This window comes from Neobacillus sp. NPDC058068, assembly GCF_042885335.1.
Taxonomy (GTDB): domain Bacteria; phylum Bacillota; class Bacilli; order Bacillales; family Cytobacillaceae; genus Neobacillus.
This window is the reverse complement of sequence record NZ_JBHVSI010000021.1, coordinates 62,868-82,437: the sequence shown is the minus strand read 5'-3', so window position 1 is coordinate 82,437 and position 19,570 is coordinate 62,868. Positions and strand designations below refer to the sequence as shown.

At 39.0% G+C, this 19,570-nt stretch carries 20 protein-coding genes; 4 read left to right on the top strand and 16 right to left on the bottom strand.

Features of this window, described 5'->3' with window-relative positions; all coding sequences use genetic code 11:
* From ACFVSW_RS22235 to ACFVSW_RS22215, 5 genes are all read right to left on the bottom strand, one after another.
* Positions 1–1,752: an ABC transporter transmembrane domain-containing protein gene (locus tag ACFVSW_RS22235; protein WP_387318800.1), complete on the bottom strand. Its 1,752-nt coding sequence runs from the start codon at positions 1,750–1,752 to the stop codon at positions 1–3.
* A gap of 184 nt (positions 1,753–1,936) precedes the next feature.
* Positions 1,937–2,161, bottom strand: coding sequence for a YneF family protein (locus ACFVSW_RS22230; RefSeq protein ID WP_387318799.1), 225 nt, complete (start codon positions 2,159–2,161; stop codon positions 1,937–1,939).
* A 73-nt stretch (positions 2,162–2,234) separates the two neighbouring features.
* Positions 2,235–2,675: a sporulation inhibitor of replication protein SirA gene (gene sirA / locus ACFVSW_RS22225; RefSeq protein WP_387318798.1), complete on the bottom strand. Its 441-nt coding sequence runs from the start codon at positions 2,673–2,675 to the stop codon at positions 2,235–2,237.
* Between the two features lie 220 nt (positions 2,676–2,895).
* Positions 2,896–4,902, bottom strand: a complete 2,007-nt coding sequence (tkt, locus tag ACFVSW_RS22220; RefSeq protein WP_387318797.1) for a transketolase — start codon at positions 4,900–4,902, stop codon at positions 2,896–2,898.
* Between the two features lie 178 nt (positions 4,903–5,080).
* On the bottom strand, positions 5,081–5,311 hold the full coding sequence (locus tag ACFVSW_RS22215) for a DUF896 domain-containing protein (RefSeq protein WP_387318796.1): 231 nt from the start codon (positions 5,309–5,311) through the stop codon (positions 5,081–5,083).
* Positions 5,312–5,614: 303 nt separating this feature from the next.
* Between ACFVSW_RS22215 and ACFVSW_RS22210 the strand changes: the two genes are divergently transcribed.
* On the top strand, positions 5,615–6,508 hold the full coding sequence (locus ACFVSW_RS22210) for a DUF2935 domain-containing protein (RefSeq protein WP_387318795.1): 894 nt from the start codon (positions 5,615–5,617) through the stop codon (positions 6,506–6,508).
* Positions 6,509–6,557: 49 nt separating this feature from the next.
* On the opposite strand, the gene ACFVSW_RS22205 is transcribed toward ACFVSW_RS22210, so the two are convergent.
* The 7 genes from ACFVSW_RS22205 to yneA form a co-directional block, all read right to left on the bottom strand.
* The gene (locus ACFVSW_RS22205; protein WP_387318794.1) at positions 6,558–6,932 is read right to left on the bottom strand and encodes a hypothetical protein; all 375 of its coding nucleotides are present in this window, start codon (positions 6,930–6,932) and stop codon (positions 6,558–6,560) included.
* Positions 6,933–6,953: 21 nt separating this feature from the next.
* Positions 6,954–8,432 carry an FTR1 family iron permease gene (locus tag ACFVSW_RS22200; protein WP_387318793.1) on the bottom strand — a complete coding sequence of 493 codons (1,479 nt, stop codon included), beginning with the start codon at positions 8,430–8,432 and terminating at the stop codon, positions 6,954–6,956.
* 325 nt (positions 8,433–8,757) lie between these two features.
* A complete protein-coding gene (locus ACFVSW_RS22195) occupies positions 8,758–9,834 on the bottom strand; it encodes a copper resistance D family protein (RefSeq protein ID WP_387318792.1) in 1,077 nt (358 codons plus the stop codon).
* A gap of 3 nt (positions 9,835–9,837) precedes the next feature.
* On the bottom strand, positions 9,838–10,386 hold the full coding sequence (locus tag ACFVSW_RS22190) for a copper resistance CopC family protein (RefSeq protein WP_387318791.1): 549 nt from the start codon (positions 10,384–10,386) through the stop codon (positions 9,838–9,840).
* An 88-nt stretch (positions 10,387–10,474) separates the two neighbouring features.
* Positions 10,475–11,344: a cation diffusion facilitator family transporter gene (locus ACFVSW_RS22185; RefSeq protein WP_387318790.1), complete on the bottom strand. Its 870-nt coding sequence runs from the start codon at positions 11,342–11,344 to the stop codon at positions 10,475–10,477.
* A 315-nt stretch (positions 11,345–11,659) separates the two neighbouring features.
* Positions 11,660–12,307, bottom strand: a complete 648-nt coding sequence (locus ACFVSW_RS22180; RefSeq protein ID WP_387318789.1) for a YneB family resolvase-like protein — start codon at positions 12,305–12,307, stop codon at positions 11,660–11,662.
* Between the two features lie 150 nt (positions 12,308–12,457).
* Positions 12,458–12,784 (bottom strand): cell division suppressor protein YneA, encoded by a 327-nt coding sequence (gene yneA / locus ACFVSW_RS22175; RefSeq protein ID WP_387318788.1) that lies wholly within the window; start codon positions 12,782–12,784, stop codon positions 12,458–12,460.
* A gap of 159 nt (positions 12,785–12,943) precedes the next feature.
* On the opposite strand from yneA, the gene lexA reads away from it, so the two are divergent.
* The gene (gene lexA, locus ACFVSW_RS22170) at positions 12,944–13,567 is read left to right on the top strand and encodes a transcriptional repressor LexA (RefSeq protein WP_387318787.1); all 624 of its coding nucleotides are present in this window, start codon (positions 12,944–12,946) and stop codon (positions 13,565–13,567) included.
* A 190-nt stretch (positions 13,568–13,757) separates the two neighbouring features.
* Positions 13,758–14,042, top strand: coding sequence for a DUF4257 domain-containing protein (locus tag ACFVSW_RS22165; RefSeq protein ID WP_387318786.1), 285 nt, complete (start codon positions 13,758–13,760; stop codon positions 14,040–14,042).
* Positions 14,043–14,093: 51 nt separating this feature from the next.
* Here ACFVSW_RS22165 and glnA read toward each other — a convergent pair whose 3' ends face one another.
* From glnA to hflX, 4 genes are all read right to left on the bottom strand, one after another.
* A complete protein-coding gene (glnA, locus tag ACFVSW_RS22160) occupies positions 14,094–15,428 on the bottom strand; it encodes a type I glutamate--ammonia ligase (RefSeq protein WP_387318785.1) in 1,335 nt (444 codons plus the stop codon).
* 33 nt (positions 15,429–15,461) lie between these two features.
* The gene (locus ACFVSW_RS22155; protein ID WP_387318784.1) at positions 15,462–15,863 is read right to left on the bottom strand and encodes a MerR family transcriptional regulator; all 402 of its coding nucleotides are present in this window, start codon (positions 15,861–15,863) and stop codon (positions 15,462–15,464) included.
* 341 nt (positions 15,864–16,204) lie between these two features.
* A complete protein-coding gene (locus ACFVSW_RS22150) occupies positions 16,205–17,476 on the bottom strand; it encodes a methionine gamma-lyase family protein (protein WP_387318783.1) in 1,272 nt (423 codons plus the stop codon).
* Between the two features lie 14 nt (positions 17,477–17,490).
* Positions 17,491–18,750: a GTPase HflX gene (gene hflX, locus ACFVSW_RS22145; RefSeq protein ID WP_387318782.1), complete on the bottom strand. Its 1,260-nt coding sequence runs from the start codon at positions 18,748–18,750 to the stop codon at positions 17,491–17,493.
* A gap of 208 nt (positions 18,751–18,958) precedes the next feature.
* On the opposite strand from hflX, the gene ACFVSW_RS22140 reads away from it, so the two are divergent.
* Positions 18,959–19,564, top strand: a complete 606-nt coding sequence (locus tag ACFVSW_RS22140) for a trimeric intracellular cation channel family protein (RefSeq protein WP_387318781.1) — start codon at positions 18,959–18,961, stop codon at positions 19,562–19,564.
* Positions 19,565–19,570 lie beyond the last annotated feature (6 nt).

The window sequence follows — 19,570 nt, the reverse complement described above, 5'->3', positions numbered from 1 at the left end:
TTAATGCCCCCCATGCTCAACAAGTTCTTCTAGCTGCTGGTGTAAATACATTTCCTTATACCATCCGTCCAATTCCATCAGGTCCTCATGTGTGCCTCGTTCAATAACCTGCCCATTTTCGAGGACGATAATGAGATTGGCATGTTGGATCGCACTTAAACGGTGCGAGGTAATGATGGTTGTTTTCCCCTCGCGATTTTGCCTTAAGGATGAAAGGATGGCTTCCTCCGTCTTCGCGTCTACTGCTGATAAGGAATCATCAAGTACGAGGACTTCTGGATTCATAAGGAGCGCGCGAGCAATCGAAATTCTTTGCTTTTGCCCGCCCGACAACGACACCCCTCGCTCACCAACAATCGTTTGATAACCATCCGTAAATTGGAGGATATCGTCATGGATATTGGCTAGTTTTGCTGCCCGTTCGATCTCCTCGATAGTTGCTGTTGGATCTGTAAAGGCAATGTTTTCAGCAACCGAGGCGGAAAATAAGAAATGATCTTGCGGGACATAGCCAATTGCTTCCCGTAATTTTTCGAGCTTATAGTCCTGAAGTTTTTGCCCGCCAAAACGGATTTCCCCTTGATAGCCTTCGAATTCGCGAATAAGCAGTTTTAACAGTGTTGTTTTGCCTGAACCTGTCTTACCGACAATTCCCAGTGTTTCTCCCGCATGAAGGGAAACGGAAATATCTTTCAAGAGCGGCTGTGCATCGCCTGGGTAAGTAAATTCAGCGATTTGATACTGAATATCGCCATACGGCACTGTATCAAGCGCCTTTTCGTGATCCGTGATTTCGACCTTTTCCCTAAGAAGGGCGGCAACTCGGTCGTAGGAAGCACGGCCGCGTTCAACGATGTTAAACAGCCAGCCAAACGCAAGCATCGGCCAAATTAATAATCCTAAATAGGTTGTAAATGAGATTAATTCACCAATCGATAAGTCACCATTAAGGACAAACTTGGCGCCAAAAGCGATCGATAAGAAAAAGGAAATCCCGACAATGATGGAAATGGTAGGATCATAGAGAGAGTCGATTTTCGCGACGACAATATTTTTCTGAACAACATCTTCTGATTGTTTCCGGAAATCTTCAATATCTTCCTGTTCCTGCCCAAACGTTTTGATGACCTTTATCCCTGATATACTTTCCTGTGTTTTATCATTTAATGACGAGAACGCTTCCTGGGCCTTATAAAAACTTTTATGCAGCATCGACCCAAACCAGCTAGTCAGCATCGCCATAAACGGCATCGGAATTAAGCAGATTAACGTTAATTTCCAGCTGATTGTAAAGGCCATTGCAAGGATAACAAACCCGCCCGTTGAAAGGGAGTCAACGAGTGTCAAGACCCCTGCCCCTGCTGTTTGCTGGATGGCTGACAGGTCATTGGTCGCATGTGCCATCAGATCGCCAACACGGCTTTTCTGATAAAATGCCGGTGACATATTCGTAAAATGTTGATATAAGCGATTTCTTAAAATTTTACTCAGTTTAACCGATGAACCAAAAATCATAATTCTCCAATAATATCTTAGGACATACATAGCAAACCCGACACCGATAAGAACGATAACCCATTCCACCAGCATCGCTTTTGTAATCGTCCCCTCATTAATATGGTCAGCAATAATGCCAATCACCTTTGGAGGTACTAACTGGAGTAGTGCCACGATCAGCAAAAGGAAAACCCCTGATATGTACGCTTTTTTCTCCTGCTTAAAAAACCAGCCTAATTCTAAAAAAACTTTCATGAAACCTCCCCCAAAACACTTAAAAATCGAACAGTTACATTTCTTTCTTTAAAATTTCTACTCCACCCTCATCCAACCAGTTGCGGTTCTATTTTATCAAATATTTTTAAAATAATAAAGATTTCGAAACCAGGGTTTTTAGGCACCAAAAAAGCACCCATTCATATGTGAGTGCTTGTCTAGTTTATTTAGATTGCTGTTTGTTCATCGCTGACATCATTTGGTTGATCTTCTTTTGTGAAGGTTTCATACCCATTTGCATCATCATCATTTTTAACATTTGCTCATTAATTGGCGGATTTTTCTTTAAATAGCTCATCATATATTTGCGAGCAATGAAAAATCCTAGCGCTACACCAGCAGCTAATGCTAGTATACCAACTAGAATCGCAATTCCTGTTGTACCCATTCAACTTCCTCCTTCATGTTGTCTACCATACAGTGTACTAAAAATTTTCGGATTAGACAATATCTGCTTTAAATTAGATTAATTTTCTTTCTTTAATCGGTTTTAACCAGCCATAGCGCTGGTGATCGAGGTCTAACGCCAGGAAGGAAGACTCGCATTTTCGCAGCACTTCAAAAAACGCTGTTTCAGCTTCATAGCTGCCTCCAGCCTCGACTGTTATCAATTCTTGAAATACTTCTAATTTGGCAGTACTTAGTTTTCCGCTCAAATCTATCGAGTATGCACCCTGCTCCGCTTTAAACCCTTTAATTCTACTTAGCTGTTTTTGAACTAGCTGGTGGATTTTTAAGGCCTCTACTCTTTTGGTTATATAGGAAATTTGTTTTTTGGTAATAAACTTAAGCTCACCGTTCGCATTTTGATGTTCCATAAAAAGCTGAAAGAACAATCGCTCTCTTCCGAAGTAATGGGCAGCAAATTCATCTTCTATTAAATAAAGCTGATATTTTCTCACCACAGTTCTCTCCTTCGTTGATTCCCCTTTTTTCTATTATAAAAAATAGCAAGCGAAACATTTGTCTTACGGCGGCAAAAACTTTCACTAATTTTGTCGAATACCACATATCTAAACGGTTGTACTATGAATTCGGTAGAATTATTGAAGATTCCTTTATTTTTTTCTAAATAAAAAAAAGAGAACGGAATTTTTCCGTTCTCACTTGCATTTCGCATTTTTATTTATTCAATAACGCCTTCACACGTGCAACGACGTTATTTACGGTAAATCCGTATTCTTCCATAATCTTTTCTCCCGGTGCAGAAGCGCCGAATTTGTCAATTGCTAATACATCGCCCTCATCGCCCGTGTATTTGTGCCAGCCGAATGATGCGCCGACTTCAATTCCAAGACGTTTCTTCACATTCTTCGGAAGCACAGAGTCTTTGTATTCTTGAGATTGCTGTTCGAAGCGGTCCCATGAAGGCATGCTGACCACCGAAACGTGAACACCTTCACCAACCAGTGCTTTTTGTGCTTCAACGGCAAGGCTAACCTCTGAACCTGTCGCCAGCAGCAACGCATCAGGAGTATTGCGTTCTGAAGGAGAAACGACGTAGGCACCTTTAGAAACTCCCTCATATGCATTTGTATCCGTTCCTTTTAATGTTGGTAAATCTTGACGTGTCAATACGAGCGCTGTTGGCTTGTTCGTTGACTCAACTGCAAGCTTCCAAGCAGCCGCTGTTTCGTTACCATCTGCAGGACGAATAATCGATAATCCAGGCATCGCGCGCAGGGCAGCAAGCTGTTCGATTGGTTCGTGTGTTGGTCCATCTTCACCAACCGCAATACTATCATGGGTAAATACGTACGTTACTGGTAATCCCATTAACGCAGCAAGACGAATCGCAGGACGAACGTAATCAGAGAAGACAAAGAACGTTCCGCCAAATACTTTCATTCCGCCATGTAAGGCAATACCATTCATCGCAGCACCCATAGCAAATTCACGGACACCAAACCAGAAATTCCGGCCTTCATAAGCACCAGGCATAAAGTCTTTTGAACCTTTAATCATTGTTTTATTCGAACCAGCAAGGTCCGCAGAACCACCGATAAAAGTTGGCAGGTTTTTCGCAATGCTATTTAACACTTCACCTGAAGAGGCGCGGCTTGCAAGGCTTTTCCCTTCACTGTATACCGGAATATCTTTATCCCAGCCTTCAGGGAGTTCATTATTCAATGCCTGCTCCAGCTGAGTAGCTAGTTCAGGAAACTCTTTTTTATACTGGGCGAAGAGGTCATTCCATTCTCTTTCCTTCTTCTCACCATTTTCAACAATGAGTTTTTGGAAATTGTCGTAAACTTCCTGTGGTACATGGAAATCTTCTTCAAATGTCCATTTATACGCTTCTTTTGTCAGCTTTAACTCCTCTGCACCAAGCGGAGCTCCATGTACACCTGAAGTTCCAGCACGGTTCGGGGAACCATAACCGATTACTGTTCTTACTTCAATCATAGTCGGCCGGTCGAGATCATTTCTAGCTTCTTCAATGGCTTTCGCGATTTCTTCAAGATTATTTCCGTCTTCCACACGAAGATATTGCCAGCCGTATGCCTCAAAGCGGCCTTTAACACTCTCAGAGAAGGATTTATCTAAGTCACCATCAAGTGAAATATCATTGGAATCATAGAGAACAACTAACCGTCCTAATTTCAAGTGCCCGGCAAGTGATGCAGCTTCCGCAGATACACCTTCCATTAGGTCGCCATCGCCGCAAATAGAATATGTAAAATGGTTCACAAGTTCAAAATTATCTTTATTATAAACGCTTGCTACATGGCGTTCTGCTATTGCCATACCGACTGCCATTGCAATCCCCTGGCCAAGCGGGCCTGTTGTTGCCTCTACCCCTTCAGTGTGGCCGTACTCAGGGTGTCCGGGTGTTTTACTTCCCCATTGGCGGAATTGCTTTAAATCATCCATGCTAAGATTGTAGCCGGATAAGTGGAGCATGCTGTATAACAATGCAGAACCATGACCAGCTGATAACACAAAGCGATCACGATTAAACCAATGAGGATTCTTCGGGTTCTGGTTCATAAAGCGGGTCCATAATGTATAAGTCATTGGTGCCGCACCCATCGGCATACCGGGATGCCCTGAGTTTGCTTTCTCAATTGCATCAATAGCAAGCGTCCGAATGGAGGTAACTGATAAATCATCAATAGTATTAAACATGAAATACATCCTTTCTTAATCACAGGATTACTAAACACAACATTAATATTATATTGCTGCAGGCTATAATTCAACTGATTGGACTGAAATAAGCAGCAAATGTCATTTTGTTTCTTATTTTGACACAGAAATTGCTGATATATGTAGAAAAGGAATACAAATGTGTATTCCTCGCAGGCTAATGAAGTGTATTTTTTTTCCTAGTTTTTATTTTTTCCGGTGTTACGTCGTTTCCTTCTGGATCAATAAACTTTGTATTTGTTAATGTATCGAGCATACTTGAACGGAATGTTGCCAAATACTCGCTTCTTAATTGAGATTGCTCTTTTGCTTCTGTCTCCGTCAAGCCAGTCGCTTTTGCTTTTCTTGCCAGCTCATTGATTCTAGCCATTTTTTCTTTCGATAGCATTCAAGAACCTTCCTTTCGGTAAAGAATCTGTAATGTCATACGATTTTACTAAAAAAGAGGCTTCCTGACAAGGCAAACGCATTATTCTTCTTGAGAGGCAAGGTATTCTTGGTATCTCCTGTGTACAGTTGCTTTAGAAATGTTGTTACCTAAATCTTAAATAACGCTCATTTCAATCCCTTAAAATTATTGCAGGTCTAATTCTTTTGGAATTTTTTATTGCATGAAACTAGTCCAATAACATATTAGGAAAAAGTTTAAATAAATATAGATTGAAGGTGATAATACGGGGGTGAATCAAATATGGTTAATCAGGGATTTGTGGGAATAGAGGACAATAATCAAATGCTTATTTCCCCTGAGTCTTTTGCGGCACCACCTGAATCCTTGACGGAGCAACTTTTCATTGAAAGGTCTTTAACCGAAAATAAATTTTGGCTACGAATAATGAAAGAGCATTCGTATTTTTTAGGTGAAGGCTTTAACCGCCAAGACAAACATCTCATTCAACAAACTGATCGTTTTTATCACTATTTTCAAGAACAGGAAAAAAGAGCTTACCAAACCCCTAATAATGTAACAGCAGTCCGAAAGTTAAATGAAGATTCTATCCAATTAGTTTTAGGATTAAGAAACTTCAAACGAAATCTTCTAATTCTAATCGTCAATTGCAAAGTAAAAGGATTTAATTTCCCTCTCCTTGTCGATCATATTGCTCGTGAAGCCGAATACTTTATGAGAACATTAAAAAAGTTTAATGAAGGAATACTGGACCCTATCCAAGATGCGATTATTAAGGAAAATGTATTTTGGCTAAAAATCATGATGGAGCATTCCAGATTTATCGCTTCACTTCTAGATCAATCAGAACGAAACTTAGTAAAAACCGCGAGTAAGTTTGGTGATGATTTCGAAGTTCTGCTTAACCAAGCAAGGGATGTTGAATCAATGTTATATAAGAAAAGCCCAACCTATCCGATAATTGGTAAGCTAAATAAAGATAGTGAAAACGCAACACATGAGCTTCGAAATTTTAAAAAGGCAGGTTTAGATTTAATAAAAACCTGTCAAATTCGAAATGTTATTGACCCGTTGTTAGCAGACCACGTAGTAAGAGAAGCTGATCATTTCCTCCAAATGATTTCTGTCTTAGAGCAAAGATTAAAAGTGAAGCAACAAGAGGAACAAAGGTTGTAATAAAAAAGAGACTAGTGGATAGTCTCTTTTTTGCATTTAGAATCATTGATTATTTCGTTTTCTTATCTAATTCTTTCAAGGCATCAGTAAGTTGATCGTTCAATGTTCCTAATGCTTCTTTATCAAGTGTTGATGCTTCAGAACCCGCAATTGTTGGGTCAAGATATTTTTCAATTTTTTGGTAAAGATCTTTGTTATCCTTTTTTACATCTTCTTCAAACGAAGCCCATTGATCTTCTAATTTTGGCCCAACTTCTTTAACTTTTGCTTGGTCGCCACTATCAATTGCTTTTGTTAATTGTTCTGTTGTATCTAACATTTTATTTACGCCATCAGACACTTTACTATTAGTTGAATTACAACCCGCTAATAATAATGCACTTCCAAGACCAAATGCTAAAACCATTGATGTTAACTTTTTCATCATCATTTCCTACTTTCAATATTAATTGTTGTTAGCTGTAATAAGTTTTTTACTTTTAAATTTCTTTGATAAAAGAATAATAGCTGCACCAAAAACAAGTATTATTTGAGGAATTGTGCTTTCCCATGATGGGTAGATTGCGAAAAATTCCATGCTAGGGATGCTTTGAGAATTCGTCGTTTGGATTAATCCAGCTAATTGAAGGCTGTGGATCCCCATTCCCGTAAACTTAATGCAAAGGTAAAATACGATTATACTGGAAACCATAAAGAATGGACGAAGTGGTAATTTCAAACCAACAAATATCATCAAATAAGCTAAAATTCCAAGCATTGCGGCTCCGATAAGAAAACCAATTAATAATGACTGAAGTTTTATTTGGCTTGCCATTCCAATATAAAACAAGACTGTTTCTGTCCCTTCACGAAATACGGCAAGAAAAGCAAGAACGCCTAACGAAACCAGTTTCCCTGTTGTTAATGCTGTTTGGCTTTTCTCACGAATATACCGATTCCAATCAGCGATATTGGATTGGCTATGAAGCCAATAGCTCATATACAATAACATTACTGCTGCAAAAACCCCTGTCCATCCTGCTATAAGTGCATTGTTATTACCAAATGCACCAGAGGAAATGACAAATTTAACAATAATAGCAAGAACTACACTAACACCCAGACCCGATAATACTCCAGTCCAAATCCAGCCTTTTCCCTTTCCATCTCCTGATTTTTTCACAAAAGACATAAGTGCAATTACTACAAGTAATGCTTCTAAACCTTCACGAATGAGAATCATTGCAGCATCCCAATAGGTATATTCAGATTTATTAGCTAAAGGAGTTAAGTATTTTACCATGTTATCAAGAGTTTTATTAGCTTCCTTATAATTTGGTTGATTAGCTGCAAGCATTGCTTGAATAGTAACCAAATCTCTTTCAGAATCACTATATGCAGAGGCGGACTGTGCAACCACTATCCCTTCTACGCTTAACCAGCTACTACTCGCTTTCTTGATACTAGCAAGGGCTTGTGTTTGATTATTCTCGTTAACTTCCTTTTTTGTTTCTTGGAGAAGTAAAATAAAATCATCTAAAGAAATATCTTCTTTCTTAAAGCCTGCTTCTTTTGGATAACCACCATTTGCAACCTTTTCGTTTACAGCCTTTAATTCTTGTAATGCTTGTAAAACTTGATCTTGTTTTTTAAGGGTAAGGGCATAGACCACTTTTCCCATATTTGATTCAATATCTCGATAAGCAGTGGCTGAATCAGCTTTAATGCCTTCTTCAATTTGCCTCCAGGTTTTGTTAAATTGATCATAAGCCTTTTCCGCTTCCGAAAGGTTCCCTTTAGAAGCAAAATCGATGGCTTGATCAACCGAATCATTAGCCTTATTTATCTCTTCACTGGAATTTCCAGATGCTAGTGCAGGATTATGTATTCCAAATCCTAATATTAGTAGAAGGATAGATATTTTAAATAATAATTTTTTGGCCATAGGCTCCCCCTTGTTGAGATATAAGGATATAATTGATAATGAATTTCAATATCATCTCCACATGTATTATTCTATTTCCAATGATAATGATTGTCAATTAGCAATTTAAATTATTTTTAAAAAAACTCAATAAAAAGGCTTGCAAGATGCAAGATCTTTTTTCTATAGATTTCATTTTATTGCAATGGAGATCAAAACCCGATAAGTCCAAATCCTAAATAAACACCAAGTACACTCGTGTAATTACAAAAAAAGTAGCCAATAATATAATATGGCTACTCACTTTAATAATCTTTTATTTCATTTACTTTATAGGTTTTAAAATTTAAATGGATAAAGACAGCATTAAACCCATATATAAAACAATGATAAAAATTACTCCAAATGTTACCGCTAATACAGGTCTTTTCTGTTTAAAACTGAACAAAATCATTAGCAAAAATAATATTGAAAGAATGATCAACAATACCGATTGAAATGAAGGTGCTAAATGCATTTGTATGGTTGAAAGGATATTTTTCCCTAATAACCATTCCACCCACTTAGAAGCCCCCTCCCACTTCACAGTAAATTCAATTTCATGTGGTGGCGATAACGTCCCCATCACCGCAGTGAAATAAAAAACAATAAATAAAATAATACTTTCTCCTCTAATCCATGGTTTAGGATCGAAGGAAGAAGTCTTTAATGATTTTCTTGAAAGTACACCATTAATAAAGGCATAAGCGATAACGGGAATAATACTAATATGCTTTAAAAGCAACATTTGCCCATAAGGCAAAGCCCATGCCTTTACATAGTCCTTCGGTTCAAGAACAAATAACATCAGATAGATTCCACTTAGGACGATGATTATTAAACAAAAAGCCGCAAATGGAGTAAACCAGCGTAAAAATTTTGACCAATTATTATGCTCTTTAGAGAACCAGGCAATATGAATTAAAATTCCTGTCCATAATGTTACTATTAAAAAATGAGTGCTGTGAGACCATAAACCTGCCCAAAATGACAATGATGCCACATGACTGGAATAACCAATACCTAGTATCATTAACAGTAGGAATAGTGCTTGTAGATATTTAGTACCATTTAGGATGATAGTAATCCATAAGAATGTTGCCATAAACCCAATGAAAATCCAGGCTTTTCCCACTTGGAAATCTAATAAAACAGATTTAGTTGCAAGTGCAAGTCCTATTCCGTCTTGAAAATAGGAAATGGTCTGAACAATCGGTCCTAAGGTAAAGATAATGATTCCTAGTGTAGAAAGCAGTAAAACTGGTTTTGCAATTGTGATTTTTGGCTTATTGGTTTCAGGTACAAATTGTAAGGCAACGTGTCCTATTAAAATCGAAAACACGAGATAATTTCCAAATTCAGCAAAAGGAATTACAAAACCCATAAATTAACGCTTCCTTCTAAATAAGAGGAACAAACCGATAACCAAAATTAGGACAACTACCACAATGATAATGTTTTTTAAGTTTGATGAGGAATCCTTATCTTGCACATTAGTTTGATCTTGTTTTGTATTCTCTTTTTTAGTTTCTTCTTTTTTAACTGTCACAGGCTCTTTCGTTTCCGTCTTTTGGTCCAACTTCACTTCTTCTTTTTGTATAGTAAAAGGAATTTCACCCGATATCGGATGACCGTCTTCGCCAGCAATATTCCACTTAAGTGTATAGGAGCCATTTTCTAAAGGGGCAGATAGTGTACCAATTAATTGATTTTCTTTAGGTGTAACACTTACTGCTGGTCCTTCTTGTCCATCTTTTATTAATGTCATTGTGCTTAAGGATTCAATCTTTCCTCCATATGTTAGGACGATTTCTTTTAAGTCTTCTTTCACCACTTGATTTGCAGCAGGGTTAGAAGAAGTTAGTTCCGTATGTGCACTTGCGATGGTTGGAATCATCACCAATAGGCTAATTAATATAAATAGCAATTTTTTCATGTTGATTTTCCTTTCTTAATACCCATAATTTTCCTATACAATACATTCATCATAACATTTTTATCTTGTATTAAAATACATTTATTTTCTAATTGGGCTCTACATGGACGTGTACATCGTATACTCCAAAATCTTTCATCATAACTTTTTCAACATGGGTAGCTATATCATGTGCTTCTTTAATATCTAACTTAGAATTAACTAGAATCACAACATCTATTACCTCATTATTCCCGTAGTTTCTCCCTTTAATTTCTTTTATTCCTTTAACTCCATCTATCTTTGTGATTACATCCTGATAAAGTTGAATTTTATTTTCATCAAATCCATCTGAAAGTTCATGAGAAGCTTGTTTAAAGATATCCCAAGCTGTTTTACAGATTAATAGTCCTACAATAATGGCAGTTACCGTATCAAGCCAAGCCATACTTAATTGAGAACCAAAAATCCCTACTGCTGTACCTATACTCACCCAGGCATCTGAAATGTTATCTTTTGCTGCCGCCATAACGGCTTTACTATTAATTTTAATAGCCAATTTTTTGTTATAACGATAAACAAAATACATGACTAGTGCTGAAAAAAGACCTACATAAGCTGCCATAATATCCGGTGCTTCTTTTTCTCCTTGAAACATAGAGGTGATAGCATCAATCAACACTTGTAGACCCACTGCTGCCATAATAAAGGAGGCAACCATTGATGCAATAGTTTCACTTTTCCAATGACCATACCCATGATCTTTATCAGGGGGTCTTTGTGATAACTTGAGTCCGATGAGTACTGCAATTGATGCAATGATATCGGTTGTATTGTTTAGACCATCTGCTTTTAAAGCAGCAGAGTCACTCATATATCCAAAAACTAATTTTATGATAGAAAGACATATGTAAGCAATAATACTAATGATTGCTCCATGTTCACCTAATTTAAGATTTTTATATTTTTGCTCTTCCATTCTACTTGCCCCCCATTAAGCACTTGAATATGATACAACTAAAAATATGGGTGGGTCTAGAGCAATCTTTTTGTATTGTTTTATATAAGTAGGCAATATACAAGTAAGTTGCATAAAGGAAACAGAAATTGATCGAATATTTACATAATCCAATATTTTGAAAACAAAAAAGGCTGTCTATAAAGAACAGCTAAGAATATTATTGTATTTTTTAATAATATTAAAAGGGTATACCCTTTATTATAATATGAGAGATCTAATTTTAAGGGAAAATATATTATGTAGGCTGTTTAAGGGAGAAGTTGTAAAATTTATTTATTTTTCTTCTAATTCATTACAATAATCCTTATACCTTCTATGTACAGTTGCCTTACTAACATCATATCCAAAGCCTCTTAATGTGGCCGCAATCTCATGAAAGGTAAGGTTCCTTTTTCGAAGATTAATAATTTCCTCCACTGGTAACTCCTTTTTTTCCCTGCCTCCCATATGAATATTTGATAAATTTTTATGTGGTTCAAAACCATCATTAATAGCCCTAGACATACCTCTACTTATCTTATATCTTGCGATTTTTCGTTGAAATTCTTCAACAACACTTAATATTTCCAGCACCATAATATCTGCATCTGATAAAGAAATTTCGCCTTGATCCTGAATAGTAAAAACCTTTACATCCATTTTCCTAAGTTCATGAATCAGGGCAATTTTTGAATGTCCTCTTCCTAAACGGGTATCATCTTGTATAAGCAAAACGTCTGCTTTTTTATCTTTAAATAACGCTAAAGCCTCAATGATTCCCTCTCGCTCTAAATCAAATCCACTATGCCTTTCTTCAATAGTTTTTATCACTTCAAATTTATGATTTTTCGCTAAATTTTCAAGTTCTTCCTTTTGTCTTTTTAGTGATGTATCTTGTGTAATTTTTTCTGTACTAACTCTGCAATAAATAATAGCTCTCAAATTTTAGCCTCCACTAATTGAAATGTCTTCCTTTTATCATTTGGTTGATACCGCTAATAAAAATAAGTGCTTACGCACTTAAACAAGGGGTTGTAATTTCTTATCTTGAAAAGAGTTGTATAAAGTAATTGCTTTCATTATAATTCCTTTCTAGTCTCCGAAAGCGCCGGCTAATTCTGTTGTAGATGAAGTTGTGATTTTATTTACTGGAATGATGATTTCTTCACCAGGAAAAATGTGATCGTCGATATTTTTATTATTCCTTTTAACCCAACCTACGAACTCTTCGTTCGATAAAGTGTGCTGCTCGGAATATTGCTTCGAGATTTCCCAAAGCGAATCCCCTTCAGATATCTTAACCTTGAGATAATTTTCCTTGTCATTGGTATGATTTTGAATCGATAGTACGATAGCGAATGAACAGCTTAAAATAATAAGAGTAATGGCATATGAATATTGGTTCCAGATTTTTCTCATGATTACACCTCTTATAGGAATATACGTTCTCTTTATATTGATTTTATTATAATCCGAACATTCGTTTGTTGTCAACAATTAATTCGAACTTATGTTTGTATAAAAATGGCGAACATGCTATAATAAAGTCAACAATAACCAGGCGAGGTGCAATTTATCATGGGAAAAATATCAAAGCGTCAACAGGATATTCTGGATTTCATCAAGTCGGAAGTGAAGAGTAAAGGCTATCCACCTTCCGTAAGAGAAATTGGCGAAGCAGTTGGACTAGCTTCCAGCTCTACTGTTCACGGTCACTTAGCAAGGCTCGAGAGTAAGGGACTCATTAGACGGGATCCTACAAAGCCAAGAGCAATCGAAATATTAGAAGTGGATGAAGCAGCGCATATTCCAAGAAACAAAGTAGTCAATGTTCCAGTAGTTGGGAAAGTTACGGCCGGTTTGCCGATTACAGCCATCGAAAACGTTGAAGAGTACTTCCCGCTGCCAGAAAGCCTGGCACCTGCTGATGAACAAGTCTTTATGCTGGAAATCATGGGAGAGAGTATGATTGAGGCTGGAATCCTCGACGGTGACTATGTTATCGTCAAACAGCAGCAAACAGCGAATAACGGTGATATAGTTGTTGCCATGACCGAAGAAGACGAGGCTACTTGTAAACGATTTTTTAAAGAAAAGGATTATATCCGCCTGCAGCCGGAAAATTCTACGATGGACCCGATTATTTTAAGGAATGTTTCCATCCTCGGAAAAGTCATTGGGGTTTATCGCCATATCCATTAATGCTAAAGAGCTGGCAATGCGCCAGCTCTTTTTTATTGGGAAAAAACTTTATAAATATTATTTCTCCGTTCGATATATTGAAAATTCAGTATATATACCCATGCTGATATTGTTAATCTTTAATATAATTGTACTACACCATGATTTACCTTAGGTCCAAAAAATACAGGCTTAAGGAGTGTGAGGAACGGTGTTAACGCACATTATTCTCTCGTTTGTGATTGGTGGGTCGGTTGGGATTATTGGACATGTTCGAAAGTACGGCAAAATCATTATGCCACGGAAAACAAAAAGGTTCATTTATCTCGGTTTTCTAGAAGAATTGCTTCTAGGCGCAGTTGCTGCTCTTCTCCTTGTATTGTATGCAGCTCCAAATTCAATTGTAGAGATTATCATTTTTTCGATCATTGCCGGATTAGGTGGTGATGCCGTCCAAATTAGGTTTAAACTATTAAAACAAGACAACGATAAATAAGGACATGAAAAAAAATTAACCCTTAGCATAGTGCTAAGGGTTTGTTTATTATTAATACATGCTCATATATTGATCGCGTTCCCATTGGTGTACTACTGTGCGGAACATATCCCATTCAATTTCTTTTGCTTCCACGAAGTGTTCGAAGATATGCTCGCCAAGGCCTGATACGATGGCTTCATCGGCTTTTAACATATCTAACGCCTGCGCTAATGTTGCTGGAAGATCGATGATTCCCGCCTCGATTCTCTCCTCTTTGTTCATCACATAAATATTACGGTCAACAGGTGCTGGCGGGGTTAGTTTATTTTTTATTCCTTCTAAACCTGCTTTTAAAAGCACAGCCATTGCAAGGTATGGGTTTGCTGCCGGGTCGACACTTCGCACTTCTACACGTGTACTTAATCCGCGTGATGCCGGAATACGGACTAATGGAGAACGGTTTTGTGCGGACCATGCGACATAGCATGGTGCCTCATAGCCGGGTACAAGACGCTTATACGAGTTAACAGTAGGATTGGTGACCGCTGTAAAGCTCGGAGCGTGTTTTAAAATACCTGCAATGAAGTGGCGTGCTGTATCACTCAATTGAAGATCGCCAGTCGGTTCGAAAAAGGCATTTTCACCATTTTTAAATAATGACAGGTTCATATGCATCCCGGATCCATTAACACCGAATAATGGTTTTGGCATAAACGTCGCGTGTAAGCCGTGTTTACGGGCGATCGTTTTCACAACAAGCTTAAACGTTTGGATTTGGTCACATGCTGTTAAAGCATCTGCATATTTAAAGTCGATTTCGTGCTGTCCAGGTGCGACCTCATGGTGGGAAGCCTCGATTTCAAAGCCCATTTCCTCCAGCTCGAGAACAATATCACGGCGGCAGTTTTCACCAAGATCATGCGGTGCAAGATCGAAATATCCGCCATGATCATTTAATTCTAATGTTGGCTGCCCTTTATCATCTAATTTGAACAAGAAGAATTCTGGCTCAGGTCCAAGATTAAAATCTGTAAAGCCAAACTCCTGCATTTCTTTTAAAACACGTTTTAAGTTATTCCGTGGATCGCCGCCAAATGGAGTGCGGTCAGAATTGTGAATATCGCAAATTAAGCGGGCGACTTTTCCTTTTTCCGCTGTCCATGGAAACACAACCCATGTGTCTAAATCTGGAAATAAATACATATCAGACTCTTCAATCCGAACAAACCCCTCAATCGAAGATCCGTCGAACATCATTTTGTTATCAAGTGCTTTTTCTAATTGGCTAATTGGAATTTCTACGTTTTTGATGGTTCCAAGAATATCTGTAAACTGCAGGCGAATAAATTTCACATTTTCCTCTGAAGCTAACCTCTTAATATCTTCTTTTGAATACTTTGCCACAATAAAACCTCCAATGTTAGTTAAAGCCTTTTCTTAGTGAAAAAAGCGTGATATATCGCCCTGTCGCAGTGAAGAACGGTTCAATCTACCCGAATGCAATAATTCGTTGCGGAGCAATTTTCTAAGCTGCTCATTTGTTAAATCAGGCTTCGCTTTTTCTGTTTGCTGCTCTGTCACGGTCGATAATTGCTCCTTGACCAAGAACAGCTGTTTAATGCCAGCCATGTTGACACCTTGATCAATTAAATCTTTAATCTCTAAAAGTCTATCAATATCAATTAAACTAAATAAACGCCGGTTTCCATCGGTTCTTGCTGGAGAAATCAATTGGTGTTCTTCATAGTAGCGGATTTGTCTTGCTGTTAAATCTGTTAGCTGCATGACAGTTCCGATGGGAAACAGGGGCATGGAACGGCGAATTTCCTTTCCACTCACCAACTTTCTCCTCCTTCTTGATAAATCATATTGCTATTATATTTGCTGTTAGGTATGATGTCAATCTCATGTTAGGAAATCTAACATGGTTTTTTTTATCATTTGGCTGTATTAAAAGTGAATGTTGATTTCCGTTCCAGGCGCTTCGCTTTCCGCGGGGCGGGCGGTGAGCCTCCTCGGCGCTAAAGCGCCTGCGGGGTCTCACCTGTCCCGCTGCTCCCGCAGGAGTCTCGCGCCTTCCACTCCAATCAACATTGTGCTCAAAATCAACAATGTTCTTTAACAAAGCCTACCATTTAAAAAGGACAACTCCTAAGAAGCTGTCCTTGATGTATTTTTCTCTAATTCAATTCAACTAAGCCTTTTTCTAGCAAATGATCAAGCGCCAGACAAACTGCCATTTTCACATGTGCATAGGTTAAACCACCCTGAACATAGGCAACATATGGCGGTCGGATCGGACCGTCCGCTGTGAGTTCAATGCTTGCGCCTTGAATAAAGGTGCCGGCCGCCATGATGACATCATCCTCATACCCCGGCATATAGCTTGCGTGCGGCGTCACGTAGGAATTTATTGGCGAGGCAAATTGGATCGCCTGGCAAAAGGCAATCATTTTATCACGGTCATCGAACTGAACGGCTTGAATTAAGTCTGTCCGCAAAGCATTCCATTTCGGCGATGAATTCATTCCTAACTTCTCCAACAACGCCGCTGTAAATACGGCGCCTTTTAACGCTTGGCCGACAACATGCGGCGCAAGAAAGAACCCTTGATACATTTCTTGCAGACTATAAAGCGATGCACCCGCCTCTGCCCCAATGCCCGGTGAGGTCATTCGGTAGGAACACGCCTCCACCCATTGTTTCTTACCAACAATGTATCCACCTGTCTTCACAATCCCGCCGCCAGGGTTTTTAATAAGGGAACCTGCCATTAAATCCGCTCCGACATGGCAAGGCTCCAATTCCTCAACAAATTCCCCGTAACAGTTATCAACAAATACGACGACATCTTGCTTGATTTCTTTCACAAACCTGATCATTTCGCCGATTTCAGAAACGGTGAATGACGGCCTGGTGGCATAGCCTTTAGAGCGCTGAATGCCAATCATTTTCGTATTTGGTTTGATTTTCTTTGCAACGGTCTCCCAATCAATACCACCTTCACTAGTCAGCGACGCGCTATCATAGGAAATTCCGAATTCCTTTAATGAGCCAACCCCATTCCCGCGGATACCGACGATTTCTTCCAACGTATCATACGGTTTGCCGGTTATATAAAGGAGTTCATCACCCGGACGGAGAACACCAAATAAGGCAATCGAAATCGCATGTGTGCCGGAAATAATTTGCGGCCGGACAAGGCCTGCTTCACCGCCAAAGACATCTGCATAGACTAATTCCAATGTATCTCGGCCAATATCATCGTATCCATAGCCTGTCGACGGGATAAAGTGGGAATCACTCACCCGCTTGTTTTGAAAACTTTGTAAAACTCGGAATTGATTCGTTTCGATTCTTTCGTCTATTTCTTTATGTACTTCAGCGATTTGTTGTTCGACTTCTTTAACAATCGGCCGAAGCTTTTCCCCATTTTTTAATTGTTGAAACATCTTGTTGCTCCTATCTATTTTTTGAATTGCTGTAATTGCCCTGTTATTTGATGGTCCTGTAGCGTATATCCTTTGCAGCGATATACTTGACCCTCTTCATCAAAGGACAGCTCTCTTAAAATCGTTTCATTTTTCAATTGAGAAAGCAGCTTGCCTTCAGTCGACGGAACCTGTACATCATAAGGGTCCATCATTTCCATCACAAGCTTCTCCATTTTCTCCTTTAAGGCATGGCGGTCGTCTTGATTAAATGCACTAATAAAAGCTGTAGGCGTACCTGCTGTTGGGACGAAATCCGGATGCTGTATATCCTTTTTATTATAAACTGTTAACTGTGGAATCTCTTTAATATCCAGGTCTTCAAGAAGCTTGTTAACGGTTTTTTCATGATGGAAATAATCCGGATTCGACATATCCACAACATGAAGCAGCAGATCCGCTTCCTTGACTTCCTCAAGTGTCGAGCGGAATGCGGCAATTAACGTTGTCGGCAGGTCTTGAATAAAACCAACAGTATCCGTTATTAATGATAAAAACCCGCTTGGTAAAATCAATTTTCGCGTCATTGGATCGAGTGTGGCAAATAATTGATTTTCCTCGTATGAATCAGCCTCGGATAAGCGATTAAACAGTGTTGACTTCCCGGCATTCGTATAGCCGACAATCGCGACTTGAAATGCTTTGTTTTTCTTTCTTCTTTCCCGGTATCGATCCCGGTGCTGAACGATGACCGAAAGCTGGGTTTTAATATCATCGATTCTGCGGCGGATGTGACGGCGGTCCGATTCTAATTTCGTTTCCCCCGGTCCTCTCGTCCCAATCCCTGCACCAAGACGGGATAAGGCGACCCCCTGGCCGGCCAGGCGCGGAAGTATGTATTGCAGCTGTGCAAGCTCGACTTGCAGTTTACCCTCTTTGGAGCGGGCCCTTTGGGCAAAGATATCTAAAATGAGTTGCGTTCGGTCAATAATCCTGGCATTCACCTCGGAAGCAAGATTTCTCTTTTGGCTTGGGGAAAGTTCGTCATTAAAGATGACAATATCTGCCTCAAGTTCCTCTACAAGCGTATTTAATTCTTCCACTTTGCCTTTACCGATATATGTTGCCGGATGGCGCCGTTCCCGTTTTTGCACGACAGAGACCAGCACCTCACCTTGAGCGGTTTCCGTTAATGCCTCTAACTCTTCCATCGAATAGTGAAAACGCAAATCATCATCCCCGCTTGTTTGACAGCCAACAAGGATGGCTTTCTCTTTCGTTTCTTTTTGTTCCACAAGGCATCCTTCCTTCCCTAAAAAACTCTACCACTCATCATAACAAAAAACGCATGTTTTCTCTAATTTCCCCTTATTATTACCTTGTAAAAAAATTTGTTGTAATTTTTCTGAATCGTGATAGAATTTTAATGTTTGTTATCAAACGGATATTACTATTAACATAGTGTTTTTCATAAAAAAGGGGAACAAGGAGAAATCGCATAAGATGACCTGGGAAGTTTTAAGTATGATTGGCACGATAGCCTTTGCTGTCAGCGGAGCGATCGTGGCCATGGAAGAAGAATATGATATTTTTGGGGTTTATATTTTAGGTATTGTCACGGCTTTTGGCGGCGGAGCATTCCGGAACCTGCTAATAGGTGTGCCTGTTTCTGCTATATGGGAGCAGGGATTATTTTTTCAAATTGCCTTATTATCGATTACAGCCGTGTTTTTATTTCCAAAGAATCTGTTAAAGCACTGGCAAAAATGGGGGAACTTGTTCGATGCAATCGGCTTAGCTGCCTTTGCCATCCAAGGCGCGATGTATGCCGCGAAAATGAACCATCCGCTTAGCGCTGTCATTGTTGCAGCCGTGCTAACCGGAAGCGGCGGCGGGATCATCCGTGATTTATTAGCGGGAAGAAAACCGATAGTCTTAAGATCAGAAATTTATGCGGTTTGGGCGATTCTTGCCGGCCTTATCATCGGGCTTAAAATAGCGACGAATCCATGGGAGTTATATACACTTTTTATACTCGTTACCAGTTTGCGTGTGCTTTCCTATACCTTCGATTGGAAGCTGCCAACACGGGGAATTGGAACGCATTAAAAAATC

What these genes read in the sequence shown, in the direction of transcription:
- ACFVSW_RS22230 (WP_387318799.1), bottom strand. Translation starts at nt 2,161, where the DNA reads ATGGGTACAACAGGAATTGCGATTCTAGTTGGTATACTAGCATTAGCT.
- yneA (WP_387318788.1), bottom strand. Translation starts at nt 12,784, where the DNA reads ATGAGAAAAATCTGGAACCAATATTCATATGCCATTACTCTTATTATT.
- tkt (WP_387318797.1), bottom strand. Translation starts at nt 4,902, where the DNA reads ATGTTTAATACTATTGATGATTTATCAGTTACCTCCATTCGGACGCTT.
- ACFVSW_RS22205 (WP_387318794.1), bottom strand. Translation starts at nt 6,932, where the DNA reads ATGAAAAAGTTAACATCAATGGTTTTAGCATTTGGTCTTGGAAGTGCA.
- ACFVSW_RS22195 (WP_387318792.1), bottom strand. Translation starts at nt 9,834, where the DNA reads ATGGGTTTTGTAATTCCTTTTGCTGAATTTGGAAATTATCTCGTGTTT.
- ACFVSW_RS22140 (WP_387318781.1), top strand. Translation starts at nt 18,959, where the DNA reads ATGACCTGGGAAGTTTTAAGTATGATTGGCACGATAGCCTTTGCTGTC.
- ACFVSW_RS22185 (WP_387318790.1), bottom strand. Translation starts at nt 11,344, where the DNA reads ATGGAAGAGCAAAAATATAAAAATCTTAAATTAGGTGAACATGGAGCA.
- ACFVSW_RS22215 (WP_387318796.1), bottom strand. Translation starts at nt 5,311, where the DNA reads ATGCTATCGAAAGAAAAAATGGCTAGAATCAATGAGCTGGCAAGAAAA.
- lexA (WP_387318787.1), top strand. Translation starts at nt 12,944, where the DNA reads ATGGGAAAAATATCAAAGCGTCAACAGGATATTCTGGATTTCATCAAG.
- ACFVSW_RS22235 (WP_387318800.1), bottom strand. Translation starts at nt 1,752, where the DNA reads ATGAAAGTTTTTTTAGAATTAGGCTGGTTTTTTAAGCAGGAGAAAAAA.
- ACFVSW_RS22150 (WP_387318783.1), bottom strand. Translation starts at nt 17,476, where the DNA reads ATGTTTCAACAATTAAAAAATGGGGAAAAGCTTCGGCCGATTGTTAAA.
- ACFVSW_RS22210 (WP_387318795.1), top strand. Translation starts at nt 5,615, where the DNA reads ATGGTTAATCAGGGATTTGTGGGAATAGAGGACAATAATCAAATGCTT.
- ACFVSW_RS22190 (WP_387318791.1), bottom strand. Translation starts at nt 10,386, where the DNA reads ATGAAAAAATTGCTATTTATATTAATTAGCCTATTGGTGATGATTCCA.
- ACFVSW_RS22200 (WP_387318793.1), bottom strand. Translation starts at nt 8,432, where the DNA reads ATGGCCAAAAAATTATTATTTAAAATATCTATCCTTCTACTAATATTA.